Source organism: Salinimicrobium maris, from assembly GCF_049680855.1.
GTDB lineage: Bacteria > Bacteroidota > Bacteroidia > Flavobacteriales > Flavobacteriaceae > Salinimicrobium.
In genome coordinates, this window is the sequence record NZ_JBMPGS010000002.1 from 363,333 (window position 1) to 377,138 (window position 13,806).

Consider the following 13,806-nt stretch of genomic DNA (forward strand, 5'->3'; position numbering starts at 1 on the left):
ATAATCATGAAAAGAATATTAGCACTGGGCATATTTGCTCTTCTGATTTCCTGCCAGGAAGATCAGGGATATTTTATAAGCGGAAGCATCGATAACGCTGTCGATGGTCAAAAAATATATGTTTCTGAACTAAATCAGGAAAATAATCAAACGACCGTCATTGATACAATAGAGGTAAAAGATGGACAATTTTCTGCAGATCTTGCTGAAAAGGAGAAACCAACCCTTAGTTTTCTTACCCTAGAAGGTACCAGAGGAAACGTTGTTTTTATCGCAGATAATAATCCCATTGAATTCACCATTTACAAAGACAGTCTTTTTGCATCTAATGCCACGGGTGGAAAAGACAATGACCTGCTTTACCGTTATTTTGAAGATATGCGGGCATCAAATAAAAGCCAGGCACAAACACGTACTGCAATGATTGAAGCATTTCGTCAAAAAGATTCTATAGAATTAACCAGGCTTAGAGTACAACAGGAAGAGAACTTCTTACAAAATATGGAAAACAAAAAGGAAATGGTTAGGAATAATTCGAACTCCATTGTTTCTGCAATGATCCTTCAGGAACTGGCGAGCTCGCAGAGACTAGAATCATCAGAATTGGCGGAGCTTTATAATTCGCTCTCGTCTGAAGTTCAGGAATCGCGCCTTGGAAAAATGCTGGAAGATACCATTAGCAGGTTAAGTAAGGTAGAAATTGGGGGTAAAGCACCTAATTTTTCAGCACCCACTCCGCAAGGAGATGAGCTTGCGCTGAACGAGGTTTTAGGAGAGGTCACTTTAGTTGATTTCTGGGCATCCTGGTGTAAACCATGTCGTGATGAAAACCCCAATATTGTACGGGTTTATGAAAAATACCACGATCAGGGATTTAATGTGGTAGGTGTTTCTTTAGACAGACCGGGACAAAAAGACAAATGGGAGCAGGCGATTGCAGAAGATAACCTGCAGTGGAACCAGGTTTCCAATCTAATGTTCTGGCAGGATCCAATTGCTGCAGAATATGGTGTAAGAGCAATACCCGCTGCATTTTTACTCGATGAAAACGGAGTGATCGTTGCAAAAAATTTAAGAGGAAAAGATCTTGAAAATAAGGTAGCAGAAATGTTGGGCGAATAATGCCATTTTTGGATACCTAAAAACAGAAAAGGCTGCCAAATGGTAGCCTTTTCTATTAGGACCATTTTATGTTTTAAAGAAGTAAAAAAGATACATTTATTTTCACGGTGACTTCCAGTTCTCCCGGTGCGATAGTTTGTTCACCTCCACTTCGGTCACTTTTCATTTCCATTGCCTGCATTACAGGAACAAACCGGGCATTTTCCACTTCTGAAATTTGAAATGCCTGACCGAGTTTCTGTCCTAATGGTTGCACAAGTTCCGAAGCTTTCTCTTTCGCATTAAGAACCGCCAGTTTACGTGCTTCAGATTTAATTTCTTCCTGCCTGGAGGTTTTAAAATTCACTGCATCAATACGATTTAGACCAGATTCCAGCAGACCTGCCATTATTTCTTCATAGCTGTCCAATTCTTCCAGATGAATAGAAATTGCCTGATTCGCGGAGTAGCTATATTCTTTGGTATTGTAATTATAATCCTTGTTAAGATTAATATATTCTGTCCTCACATTCTTGGAAAGAATACCTTTATTTTTAAGAAACTTTAGGATCTTGCTTACCACCTCGTCATTCTGCATTTTAACTTCGGAAGCTGATTCACCAGAATGTTCTACCCGGGCCCTAATTACCACTTCATTTGGAACGACATATACTGTACCCTCCCCTGTTACTGTGACACCATAATTTTGTTGCTGTGCAAATCCCACGATGGAAAATAAAATGGTCAGAAGAATTGATATTTTTCTCATATTATGTTTGTTTTTAAAAGTTGAATTTTTTCTACTAAATTCTGCCTGATTTCTGAAGGATAAACAGCAGTATAATTGGCACTGCCAGTAAAATTACCATCAATAAATGAGCGCTTAAAATCCATGGAGCTAGTATGAGGGTTAAGAGATATCCTCCCACTGCCCCACCAAAATGTGCGTCATGACCAATATTTCCAACCCTGCGTTTCATGCCGTATATCGAGTATAACATATAACCAATTCCGAAGATATAGGCTGGAATGGGCACAGGAATAAAGAACATGTAAAGGCTCATATCTGGGTATAACAATATTGCTGCGTAAATGATCCCTGATACCGCACCGCTTGCTCCTACTGCATTGTAACCATATTCGTCCTTATGAAAAAAGTATGACAATAAATTCCCCAGCAGAAGGCTCGCCACATAGACCAGAACAAAACCTGAACTACCAAGCGCCTGTATCACTACATCTGCGAAAAAGTACAAGGTAAGCATATTCAAGAAGAGGTGGCCATTATCTACGTGTAAAAACCCAGAAGAAAAAATCCTCAATTTTTCTCCATTCCGAATTGCACCGGTATTAAATTTATACTTCTCAAAAAAGGAATAATCATTAAAACCCTTAAAAGAAATGATCACATTTGCGGCAATTATGATGATGGTGACCAGGTGTAAATCTCCCATTTATGCTTCTGTTTAGTGCCAAATATAACATATATTTGCCGAAACATTTTATTCATGCAGCGTTTAGTTTTCTGGCTGACTTACCCTCTTTTGTGGCTCATTTCTGTCTTGCCTTTTTCTGCATTCTACCTGGTTTCTGATGCCATTTTTGTTTTAGTATACCACATTATAGGCTACAGGAAAAACACCGTACAGAAAAATCTTGAAATGGTGTTTCCTGAAAAATCTTCTAAAGAAAGAAAAAAAATAGAAATTAAATTTTACAGGCACATGGTAGATATGTTCCTGGAAATGATCAAAAGTATTTCTATTTCCAACGAAGAGCTAAAAAAAAGGTTTCGCTTCACCAATCTTGAAGAGGTACATAAAATTAGGGCAATGAATAAAAGCATTATTCTTGCCTGCGGTCACTATGCCAGTTACGAATGGATCAACGCGCTACAGTTGCACGACCTTGACTATAGAGGCTTCGGAATTTATAAAAAGGTAAAAAATCCTTATTTTGATAAAATGGCCAGGGACATACGCGGCCGGTTTGAGGGAGAATTAATTCCTACAGTGACAGCTACCAAGCAAATTGTAAAGAATGAGAAAAATGGCATTTTAGGAGTCTATGCCATGATCGCAGATCAGTCGCCACGGCTGAAGAGGGCTAAGGCCTGGACAAATTTTATGGGAATAGAAGTTCCAGTTTTTATGGGCACCGAGAAACTTGCGAAAGATCTTGATATGACTGTGGTGTATCTTCATGTTGAAAAGAAAAAGAGAGGTTTTTACGAAGCAACTTTTAAAACGCTTTCATATAATCCTTCTGAAGAAAAAGCATTCAGCATCACCCGAAACTATTTCGATGAACTGGAGAAACAGATCAAAAATACTCCTGAATATTATTTATGGACACATAAAAGATGGAAGCACCGAGGTGCTTCCATTCCTGCTAATGCACAATCTTTTTAGTCCAGATTGGCTATTTGTTTTATTTCCTTGATCATGGATTGTGCAACATCATCTGCTTCCTGTTGTGATTTTGCTTCCGTATAAATCCTGATAATAGGTTCTGTATTTGATTTTCTAAGGTGCACCCAATGCTCTTCAAAATCTATCTTTACACCATCTACAGTAGAAACTTCTTCTTTGGAATATTTTTCCTCAACTTCTTTTAAAATATTATCCACGTCGAGTCCCGGAGTGAGTTCAATTTTATTCTTGCTCATGAAATAGGACGGATAGGTTTTTCTTAGTTCAGAAACTGAAATTTTCTTTTCGGCCAAATGAGTAAGAAATAAAGCTACGCCTACCAGACTGTCTCTTCCATAATGTAACTCCGGATATATAATTCCGCCGTTTCCTTCCCCTCCAATAACAGCATTGGTTTCTTTCATCAATTCCACTACATTCACCTCGCCCACGGCACTTGCCTTATATGTTCCGCCATGTTTTTCAGTAATGTCTTTTAAAGCTCTTGAAGATGAAAGATTACTTACCGTGTTCCCTGGATTTTTGCTTAGCACATAATCTGCACATGCAACGAGTGTATACTCTTCGCCAAACATTTCGCCGTCTTCTGCAATAAATGCGAGCCGGTCTACATCAGGATCTACCACAATTCCAAAATCGGCTTTCTTCTCCTTTACAAGTTCACATATATCTCCAAGATGCTCTTTTAAAGGCTCTGGGTTATGCGGAAAATGTCCTGTGGGTTCACAATACAATTCTATCACGTTCACTCCCAATCTTTTTAAAAGACGTGGGATGGCAATTCCCCCCGTAGAATTTACACCGTCTACCACTACAGTGAAATTTGCTTCAGAAATCTTCTTTGCGTCTACCAGAGACAGCATTGTGACTTCCTCTATATGAGTATCAATATAATGGGTGGTTTTGGTGATCTTTCCCAGTGCATCTACTTCAGAAAAGGTAAAATCGGCAGCTTCTGCTATTTCAAGAATTTCGGCTCCCTGTTTCCCATTTAGAAATTCGCCTTTTTCATTCAGTAATTTTAAAGCATTCCATTGTTTTGGATTGTGACTTGCCGTAAGTATGATCCCACCAGTGGCTTTTTCAAGGGGTACAGCCACTTCTACCGTGGGAGTTGTAGAAAGATCAAGATCAATCACGTCTATACCTAAACCAATTAAGGTATTCATTACAAGTTGCTGTATCATTTCTCCTGAAATTCGCGCATCACGTCCTACTACCACTTTCACGGTTTCATCTTTGCTTTGATTTTTTAACCAGGAACCGTAGGCAGCTGCAAATTTCACAGCATCTATAGGAGTTAAATTATCTGAAGGCTTCCCTCCTATCGTCCCTCTTATTCCCGAAATCGATTTAATTAATGTCATTTTTGGATATCTTATAGATTAATAGTTGTATCTCCTCTTCTATTTCTGAAAACTTGGGCTAATCATGCCTGAAGGAGCTTTTTAACTTTAACAGGAAAAACTTTAATTTACCTGCAGAGTGCCAAACAAAGATACAAGCCTCTGGAGCTTCTGGCAAAACTTAACACAATATAAACATTCTAAAAGCATAACTTGCTTCAATGAACTTTCTTGCACACATATATCTTTCAGGTCAAGATGAAGAATTGATCATAGGTAACTTCATAGCCGATTCTATCAAGGGGAAGAAATACCTCGAATATCCAGAAGGGATTCAAAAAGGAATTATTCTGCACCGGGCAATCGATTATTATACAGATACGCACCCCATTGTAAAAAAAAGCACTTCCAGGTTGTTTAGCAAATACAGCCATTACAGCAGCGTTATCGTAGATATTTTATATGATCATTTTCTTGCGCATAACTGGCAGGAGTATTCCAAAGTGCCCCTGGATGTTTTTGTGGAACGTTTTTATGCTTTACTAAAAGCTAATATTGATGTGCTACCTAAAAATGTTCAGCAATTTCTGCCTTTCATGATTAGGGATAACTGGCTTCTTAGCTATGCCAGCATTGAAGGAATAGGAAGAATCCTCCAACAAATGAACGAACGGACAAATAAAATATCCAAAATGAATTTTGCAGTAAATGAACTGCAAATGCATTATGGGGATTTTGAAAAAGAGTTCCGCTTGTTTTTTGAGGACCTCCAAATCTTTGCTACAGCAAAAATAAAGGAGCTCTAAAATTCCCTTTTTAGAAGGCAGGGAAGCTTCAAATTATCTTTTTATCGGGAAAAAGAAGCTTTTAGTAGAAGGTAAAAATTTTGCATTTAAATTCCACAGCAAGTTGGAATAAAAAACGGTTTTTGTAGAATTCCACACTGAGCTAAAAATACCTGTAGAAAATTTCCACAGATAACCTTTGGGTTCCACATTTATTCTACGCAAGCTTATCATCGCCGGCCTTATATTCGAAACAAATAAGCAAAAAAAAATACCCTGAGAATAGTTCCCAGGGTATTTGAAATAGAATTTCTGTGAATTCTATCTATAGTACCATACGTTATTCTTAAGGTATACGGCACGCATTCCGTAACGACCGCTATAGAACCAGTTGTCATAAAACCTTAGTACCTTAAGTCCCGCAATAGTGTAATATTCACCGTTGATATAAGTAGGTTCAGGATTAGGATTACCAGGTTTTGCTACGTTTGAAGGGTACATACTGTTAATTCCCTGAACGTCACCAGAAGATAATCCACTTCTTTGAACATTAAAAGTACTGCCATCTGTCTTTGTGATTGTTGGTTTTCCATTTTTAGAGAAGGAATAAGAGCTGTACATCATAATTGAACCAAAATCAAGATTAGAAGTAAACTCGTTCCCGTCATACCCTTCGTCTGCATAAGTGGTGAAATTATGTTCAGTCCCACTTTTCACATTTTCGAAAAGAATAGAGATATGCCTGTCTCTGTCTACCCTGCTTTGCTCATGCCACAGCCCTACTGCGTGTCCAATTTCATGAATAGTATTTCCTGTAGAACAACCGCTGGAAAGGGTGATGTTTTGTTTCCCTCCTATCATTCCAACATAAGAAGCACAACCAGAACCAGTAGTGAAATAGATATAGTTTCTTTCGGAAGATCTTTCTACAAATTGAAGACTGGTTTTTGACTCCCAGTGCTTGATAGCATCAATAACGCGCTGCTGGTTACTTAAACCTGCATCAATAGCGTAATAGACAGTATTGTCTGGCCACCTTCCGGAAGTTCTTCCAACACTTTTTTGTGCAGGTGGAGTTTCTCCTTCTTCAAAGACAAGCTTTACGGGACTGGTAGACACCATATCACGACTAAGAAGCATGTCTCCCTGGTATATGTAGTCTCCGTTAAAAGATTCTACAGGAATTCTTTGACCTGCAAAATAAACGTCGGAAACTGCTCCGATTTTATCAGGATTTGCAAGCTCCATAGAGATGTTCTCTCCAGAAACTAGATTGGTATTTTCGTTTTCCTCAGATATCTCATAATTATCAAGAGAGTCTTCACTGCAGCTCATTACGGCCAATGCAGGTAGTAACAAAAATAATTTGATTTTTTTCATAAGTAGGGGTGCTTTTTTGTTAAGTAACAATTGATTTGGGTTTAATTTGTTACTTCCGTTTTTAATTAAATTTGTGATAATCGTTTGATCTTTCATTAGTAAATTATTCTAAAAGCGACGTCGTTTTTCTTTGCTGCCGATTCTATTTAGAATAACCGTGCCAAAAAGGGATTTAATAAATAATTAACGAACCCTGTTCCGCTGCTAAAAATAGAGTCTGAATTGAATTGTAGGTTTTTTCTGCAGAAATTTAATTTTTTAGAGTTATACATAATCAAATGGATACAAAAATTTTTCTAAAAGGCCTTTTTTCAATAGATTTTTTAATCCGATGAATCTGAAGCAAAATTAAAATTATTTTTTCTTTAACAAACCTTTTCAAAAACTTTAACAAACTGATTATTAGCATGTTTATCTTTTGGAGGACTTTTCTTACAGGTTTTCATCAATTCAAAAAGGAGTCCTTTTGAATTAAAGTTTATTGAAAATTTTACATAAAGAAAAAGCTGCTTATGTTACTATAAGCAGCTTTTAATTTTAAATGTGATTTTTATACAGGTAGTTTACCTTTTATTCCTGTTATTATTCCATGGCTATTATGTAATTTGCCCGGAATTCTACCTCCAATGGGTAAACCACGTCAATTATATCATCACTATCATAGGTGATTTCAAATTGATTTTCTGAAATACCAGAAACACAAATGGCTTCACCTCCTAAGTCAGGAAGGTTCAATTCCCAGCTTATAATTGTATATTCGGTAAAATTGTTTTCAACAGAACCGTCATACATATCAATTAAAACAATAAGTTGATCATCTTCTCCTGCAGTATCTAAATTGAAAGTTATGGTACCTACATCTTCACCTCCTACTTGAAGAACGTAAAATGGATTTTGACCTACAGGAAAATTTGTTACATCAACGATTTGATTAAAGGCTATTATAGCTCCATTCTCATCTAGACATTCTCCAGTATCTATAGGGCATCCCACATTATCAACCTCAACACCTGTCGGAGTTTCAGGACATTCATCTATAGAGTCTGGAATCCCGTCTCCATCAGCATCGTTTTCCTGAATAGGACATCCTACATTATCAACCTGCACTCCTTCTTCAGTATCTGGACATTCATCTATAGAGTCTGGAATACCATCCCCATCAGTGTCGGTCTCGCCATTCACAGCGCATCCCCACTCATCTACCTCAACATCTTCCTCAGTGTTTGGGCATTCATCTATAGAATCTGGCACACCATCATCATCGCTGTCCACAGGAACTTCTCCATTATCATCGCCGCATCCAAATCTTAAGTGCAGATAGTCCACATTTTCTCCGTCAAAGTTAGCTTCAATATCATCTCTGCTTAAGGTTCCGCTGAGAACGGTTGATTCCACTTCACCATAATTATCAGTCCAATCCATTAAAGTAACTTCGTAGTACAGGTAATCCTCAGCATCCTCAAATTGAGGAAGATTTGGCAGCGCAAAACATAACGGATCTGCATAGAAATCTCCCTGGTTGTTTTCTCCTGTCGTATTACTTACTCCAGAATATAAAACAGCGCCACTATCGTCATCACCCAGCCAGATATTTACAGCATAGGCTGCAGAAAAATGTCTTCCATTTTCATCACAATAGTTTGCAAAGAAGCAGAATTCAAATGCCTCTGTAGTTTCGAGATCAAAGAACAAGTAACCATACTCGTTTACCATACGGTCATCAAAGCATAGTACTTCCACATCTACGTATTTTTTAACACCTGCACCTAATTCAATATCCATAGGCAGTGGGTTTGTTACCCAGGTTGAAATTTCACCGCCCTCCATTGGTGCTACCCAAATAAGGTTATCATTAGTGTCGTAAACTGCAAAAAATTCAAGAGAATAACTTCCGGGTTCCAGCTCCAGATCTGCTGATTCCTCTGTAAAATATTCATCTACCCCATCTTCGTCATAATCACCGGGATTGGGGTTTATATTAACCACAATAGGGTTTGCCATTGTCCCTACATTAGTAGTACCGGTAAGCACCACTTCCACATATGCCGGTGCTTCATCGGAACATCCAGGAATATCTCCAATAGCTTGTTTTAGAGAAGCTTTATTTGCTGTTAGATCATTTAATAAGGTTGCAAAAGACAATGTTGAAGTTTTTCCCTCTGGTTCATCAAGAAGATTTTGCTCATCTTTACTACAAGAAGCAAAAAGCAGGGAAAATACCACAGCAAAGCTTAAGTATATTTTTATTTTTTTCATAATATTTCATTTTTGAGTCCATTCAGTTATTCAGTACTTAATAAAACTGCACGGGAAAAAATTTATCCCCCGTGCAGCTCATAACTAAAAATTAGTCGACTTCGCTAACTGTACCACAAGCTACTGGTAAAGTTGGCCAGTACTCGCCTTCTACAGTCATACCGTGTAATACTACAGCTCTATCCTCCAATGGGTCTAGCATATCTGAATCCACTGTAAAAGTTTGCTGGTACACTATAATACCTGTACCCATAGCTGTAGGAAATTCTGAGCCTCCTTCAGTTAGAGTGAGTGATAACATTACATCACCATAATCAGGAAGTCCTTCCTCTAGACTAATAAGCCCGTCTTCATTTTCATCATCATCTTCATCTGGACAAGTTGAAACCAATCCTTCTTCTCCATGAATATGCTGTGGATGTTCCATACCAGTTTCAAGACCAGATGCCAGTATCGTGGTTTCCAAAGTAGTTCCTTGAAGCCTGAAATAAGCAAAACCAATAGCTCCTGAATCGTTTAGTTGATATAGACAAGCTTTATAGTTTTGAGCTTCATCTTCAGGATCTGGGAAAATGGGAGTATCTTCTCCACCACAATTACCTTCTTCGAAGTGATAATAGTCCAGATTATCTTCTCCATCAAAGAAAGTTCTAACCAAATTGTCATCTATAACACCCGCACGAATAACTCTGTTCTCAATATCACCGTAGGCATCAGAATCTTGAATAGTAATTTCGAAGTAATATTCATCAAGTCCTTCAGTATCTGGTAATGCAAAACATAGTGGATCACCTGCGTAATCACCATCCTCATTTATCTCAACGTTATTAGGAACATCTGTATATAATGGCGCTCCCATTTCTCCATCTTCGTAGGACCATACGCTTACAGTATATTCTGCAACATAGTGTCTTCCACTTGGAGGACAGAAGTTACCAAAAATACAAAATTCAATAGCCTCTGTTGTTTCAATATCAAAGAACAGGTAACCATATTCGTTTACATCACGATCATCATAGCATAGAACTTCTACATCTATGTATCTTTTTGTACCTGCACCCAAATCAAAACTGATAGGCAAAGTAACATCTACAAAGTCTTCCATTGCACTACCTGCCATTGGAGCCACCCAAATCACATTATCATCAGCGTCATAAACGACAAAATGTTCGAGGGTATATGCCCCTGGAGTTAATTCCAATTCCGAAGATTCTTCTGTAAAATATTCGTCTTCCCCGTCCTCATCGTAATCGCCCGGAGTAGGGCTCACATTAATAACCAAAGGATCTTCTGCAGTACCTACACTTTCAGTACCGCTAAGAACAACCTCAACATAAGCAGGCGCTTCGTCTGAACACGCAGGGAAATCACTTAAATGATCTTTTAAAGCGGCTTTATTATTTACTAAATCGTTCAAAACCGTTGCAAATGATACAGTGGCTGTTTCGCCATCTCGACCATCAATCAGGTTTTCATCTTTACTACACGAAGTAAAGATCATTGCAAAAACTGCCAGGCAGGCAAATGATAATTTAAAATTTTTCATAATAATTGTTTTTAGATATAATATTTATAATGGTTTCAAATCACTTTTACATAAAGTAAAGCGTCACATGCACAGATAATTGCTTACCTCTCATTACTCCCTTGGTTGGGAAGGTTCATTTAAATCTTAATTTATTCCCGGCAAGTCTTTTATTGAAAATCCGGGTATAATTAATTTATAGTTATCTTAAAACCCGGTATTTCCCATCTCACAATTTTCTCTAAAGTGGTAGTAGTCTACAGTATCTCCTTGGCCAAAAAGATTTTTAACATTGGCATCTGTAAATACTCCCGAAACGACTAATCTTCCTTCATCGTCGTCATCTCCAAATTCAAGTACATAGATTTCTCCATAGTACCTATCAACACCAGGGCTGTCTGGTAATGGGAAGCATAAAGGATTGGCATAAGCATCACCATTATTGTCTACACCCACTTCATTTATGTAAGGGTTTTCAGGATCAAACAGAGGAGTACCCATTGGACTTGAACTATTTCCGCTGTAAGTCCATACCTCTACTCTAAAATGTGCTGGGAAATGTCTTCCGTTTTCATCACAATAATTCCCGAATACGCAGAATTCTATGGCTCTTTGTTCTTCAATATCAAAGAAGAGATATCCATATTCATTGACCACCCTGTTGTCAAAACAAAGAACTTCAACGTCCACATATTTTTTGGTCCCTGCCCCTAAGTTAAAATCCATAGGAAGGGTGTTATTAACAAAGCTGGCTAAGGTACTGCCGGTATGAGGGGCAATCCAGATTAGAGAACTTGCTGAATCTGCAGGATCACCATTATACACCGCAAAATATTCCAGTGTATAAGTTCCGGGCTCTAACTCAAGTTCCATAGCCTCTTCAGTAAAATATTCCATTTCAGGATCATCATCGTAATTTCCTGGGTTAGGATTTACAGGAACGACAAGGGGATTTTCCATGGTTCCTACCGATTCTGTCCCGGAAAGAACTACTTCCACAAAAGCAGGAGCGTCATCTGAACAATCTGGTAAATTTTCGAGGCTTTGTTTCAATGCGCCCTTATTGTTTACCAAATCATTTAACACCGTAGTAAAGGAAAGGCGTGCCTTTTCATTCTTTTCACTCACTCCTTCTTCCTTACTACAGGAAGTAAATAGCAGCCCTACGACAGCCAAATAAGCAAATAGTAATTTTGTTCTTTTCATAGTACTTGTTTTTAGGTTATAAATTATTCATATTTAAATGGTTAATCTTTATACCTGTGGATCTACTCAACAGGTTTATTTTTAATTTTCTTTACAAACTTCTCCATGAATCATTACCCAAAAAGAACCGTCACCACTGTATTCCAGAACATAGATGTTCTCCTCACTAGAACAAGGTTCTTCATCTGTTATTCCCGCATTTGAAGAAAAGCTTCCAGGTGCAGCCGAGACGGGTTTGTTATCACTTAGATATAAATCCAATTTATCCAGTTTTATGCCCGGTTCTGCTTTAACAGATATGGTCACCATAGATCCTTCAACCCTAATCATTACTTCCCCCGAGAGGAAACCAGTGGCAGGATTGTTTTTACCAGCCGCTGCGTACATTTTAAAACTTGTATGCTCCTGGCCTACCTCAAATTTTTCTGCCCATCCCCACTTTGCAGAGAGGCTCAAACCATCATTATCTTTTCGAGTTAGCGTGTGATCTCCCCACATCCATGCAGTTTCAGATTTGAAACAAGATTGCGGTTCACAGGGTTCTTCAGGATTGCAGTTGTTCGCTGAATCCTCCGGACAAGGATCTTCATTATTCGGCAAACAATCCCCATCATCATCCAACCAAAAAGGGATTAGAGGGCAAGGATCACACTCATCAAAAATTCCATCTTTATCAGTATCAACAGTACCATTGGGGCAAGGATCCTGACCCTGATCTTCACAACCAAATCTTAAATGTTCATAAAACACAGAATTGTCAGGACCAAAATTTTCCCGAATATTATTGCGGCTCAGGGTACCGGTAATGGGCTCCATTGCTATGTATGGATATACCTCATCCCACGCCATTAATGTTATTTCATAATAAATGTAAGCTTCATCATCTTCATATTGGGGTAGGTCGGGCAGTGCCAGACATAAGGGTTCTGCAACAGCAGCATCCTCATTGAATGTTGTGGCATTCATAATATTGGAAAAAAGAAGCGGTGCATTTTCATTCGTTCCCAAATAGATATCTACTGAATATGCCGCCGGAAAATCTCTACCATCCGGTGTACAGTAATTGACAAAAAAGCAATACTCCACAGCCCTTCGTGGCTCAATATCAAAGAAGAGGTACCCATACTCATTTACCAGCCTTTCATCAAAACAGAGCACTTCGACATCCAGATACTTTTTAACTCCTGCTCTTAGATTAAAATCCATAGGAAGTGCCAGGTCAACATAATTTGCTAATGGGCTTCCAATTATGGGAGCTACCCATATTCTGTTACTTTCTTCCATAAGAGGATCACCATCATATACCGCAAAGAATTCTAAAGTGTAAGTTCCCGGTTCAAGCTCCAGCTCTGTGGACTCATTAGTAAAATATTCCGCCCCCGAATCCCCATCAAAGTTTCCCGGGGTTGGATTTACTGTAATTACTAAAGGCTCACTCATAGTTCCTACATTCGTTGGCCCTGAAAGTACTACCTCCACAAAAGTCGGTGTCTCATCTGAACAAACTGGAAAGGCCTGTTTTAGACTTGATTTAGAAGAAATGAGATCATTCAGGACTGCACCAAACATCAGTTTTCCCTTTCCTCCGTACTGTGTGGTAATATCCTCATCTTTATCGCATGAAGAAATGAGAAATATACTTAGTACAGCAATCAGGATATTTTTCAAGTGTTTCATGACGTTATCTAAACAAGATGTTTGATAGTTCTTTCTATTATTGGTTCTATTTTGTAATCAAGACCTATAGTTGAGGGGAAATTGGTCTTATACACGGG

Annotated in this window: 11 protein-coding genes; 3 read left to right on the forward strand and 8 right to left on the reverse strand. The window is 38.3% G+C overall.

Features of this window, described 5'->3' with window-relative positions; all coding sequences use genetic code 11:
- Window positions 1-6: 6 nt before the first annotated feature.
- Window positions 7-1,122, forward strand: coding sequence for a redoxin domain-containing protein (locus ACOV1Q_RS07175; RefSeq protein ID WP_424493711.1), 1,116 nt, complete (start codon window positions 7-9; stop codon window positions 1,120-1,122).
- Window positions 1,123-1,195: 73 nt separating this feature from the next.
- Here ACOV1Q_RS07175 and ACOV1Q_RS07180 read toward each other — a convergent pair whose 3' ends face one another.
- Window positions 1,196-1,870 (reverse strand): SIMPL domain-containing protein, encoded by a 675-nt coding sequence (locus tag ACOV1Q_RS07180; protein ID WP_424493712.1) that lies wholly within the window; start codon window positions 1,868-1,870, stop codon window positions 1,196-1,198.
- Between the two features lie 34 nt (window positions 1,871-1,904).
- Entirely contained in the window at window positions 1,905-2,555 is a 651-nt protein-coding gene (locus ACOV1Q_RS07185) for a rhomboid family intramembrane serine protease (RefSeq protein WP_424493713.1), read from the reverse strand.
- A gap of 54 nt (window positions 2,556-2,609) precedes the next feature.
- Between ACOV1Q_RS07185 and ACOV1Q_RS07190 the strand changes: the two genes are divergently transcribed.
- The gene (locus ACOV1Q_RS07190; protein ID WP_424493714.1) at window positions 2,610-3,512 is read left to right on the forward strand and encodes a lysophospholipid acyltransferase family protein; all 903 of its coding nucleotides are present in this window, start codon (window positions 2,610-2,612) and stop codon (window positions 3,510-3,512) included.
- Here ACOV1Q_RS07190 and glmM read toward each other — a convergent pair.
- Complete coding sequence (gene glmM / locus ACOV1Q_RS07195; RefSeq protein WP_424493715.1) at window positions 3,509-4,900, reverse strand: phosphoglucosamine mutase; 1,392 nt, start codon at window positions 4,898-4,900, stop codon at window positions 3,509-3,511. The two genes, ACOV1Q_RS07190 and glmM, sit on opposite strands and share 4 nt — an antisense overlap.
- 200 nt (window positions 4,901-5,100) lie before the next feature.
- Here glmM and ACOV1Q_RS07200 point away from each other — a divergent pair, with 200 nt between their 5' ends.
- On the forward strand, window positions 5,101-5,685 hold the full coding sequence (locus ACOV1Q_RS07200) for an acyl carrier protein phosphodiesterase (RefSeq protein WP_424493716.1): 585 nt from the start codon (window positions 5,101-5,103) through the stop codon (window positions 5,683-5,685).
- Window positions 5,686-5,985: 300 nt separating this feature from the next.
- Here the strand turns inward: ACOV1Q_RS07200 and ACOV1Q_RS07205 are convergent, their stop codons facing one another.
- The 5 genes from ACOV1Q_RS07205 to ACOV1Q_RS07225 form a co-directional block, all read right to left on the reverse strand.
- Entirely contained in the window at window positions 5,986-7,044 is a 1,059-nt protein-coding gene (locus ACOV1Q_RS07205) for a M12 family metallopeptidase (RefSeq protein ID WP_424493717.1), read from the reverse strand.
- Window positions 7,045-7,626: 582 nt separating this feature from the next.
- Window positions 7,627-9,300, reverse strand: a complete 1,674-nt coding sequence (locus ACOV1Q_RS07210) for a thrombospondin type 3 repeat-containing protein (protein ID WP_424493718.1) — start codon at window positions 9,298-9,300, stop codon at window positions 7,627-7,629.
- A gap of 91 nt (window positions 9,301-9,391) precedes the next feature.
- On the reverse strand, window positions 9,392-10,846 hold the full coding sequence (locus tag ACOV1Q_RS07215; RefSeq protein ID WP_424493719.1) for a hypothetical protein: 1,455 nt from the start codon (window positions 10,844-10,846) through the stop codon (window positions 9,392-9,394).
- A gap of 186 nt (window positions 10,847-11,032) precedes the next feature.
- Window positions 11,033-12,031: a hypothetical protein gene (locus tag ACOV1Q_RS07220; protein WP_424493720.1), complete on the reverse strand. Its 999-nt coding sequence runs from the start codon at window positions 12,029-12,031 to the stop codon at window positions 11,033-11,035.
- An 81-nt stretch (window positions 12,032-12,112) separates the two neighbouring features.
- A complete protein-coding gene (locus ACOV1Q_RS07225) occupies window positions 12,113-13,708 on the reverse strand; it encodes a thrombospondin type 3 repeat-containing protein (RefSeq protein WP_424493721.1) in 1,596 nt (531 codons plus the stop codon).
- Between the last annotated feature and the right edge of the window lie 98 nt (window positions 13,709-13,806).

Bases quoted from the DNA above. Each gene is read 5' to 3' on its own strand.
- ACOV1Q_RS07175 (WP_424493711.1), top strand. From the start codon at position 7: ATGAAAAGAATATTAGCACTGGGCATATTTGCTCTTCTGATTTCCTGC.
- ACOV1Q_RS07180 (WP_424493712.1), bottom strand. From the start codon at position 1,870: ATGAGAAAAATATCAATTCTTCTGACCATTTTATTTTCCATCGTGGGA.
- ACOV1Q_RS07185 (WP_424493713.1), bottom strand. From the start codon at position 2,555: ATGGGAGATTTACACCTGGTCACCATCATCATAATTGCCGCAAATGTG.
- ACOV1Q_RS07190 (WP_424493714.1), top strand. From the start codon at position 2,610: ATGCAGCGTTTAGTTTTCTGGCTGACTTACCCTCTTTTGTGGCTCATT.
- glmM (WP_424493715.1), bottom strand. From the start codon at position 4,900: ATGACATTAATTAAATCGATTTCGGGAATAAGAGGGACGATAGGAGGG.
- ACOV1Q_RS07200 (WP_424493716.1), top strand. From the start codon at position 5,101: ATGAACTTTCTTGCACACATATATCTTTCAGGTCAAGATGAAGAATTG.
- ACOV1Q_RS07205 (WP_424493717.1), bottom strand. From the start codon at position 7,044: ATGAAAAAAATCAAATTATTTTTGTTACTACCTGCATTGGCCGTAATG.
- ACOV1Q_RS07210 (WP_424493718.1), bottom strand. From the start codon at position 9,300: ATGAAAAAAATAAAAATATACTTAAGCTTTGCTGTGGTATTTTCCCTG.
- ACOV1Q_RS07215 (WP_424493719.1), bottom strand. From the start codon at position 10,846: ATGAAAAATTTTAAATTATCATTTGCCTGCCTGGCAGTTTTTGCAATG.
- ACOV1Q_RS07220 (WP_424493720.1), bottom strand. From the start codon at position 12,031: ATGAAAAGAACAAAATTACTATTTGCTTATTTGGCTGTCGTAGGGCTG.
- ACOV1Q_RS07225 (WP_424493721.1), bottom strand. From the start codon at position 13,708: ATGAAACACTTGAAAAATATCCTGATTGCTGTACTAAGTATATTTCTC.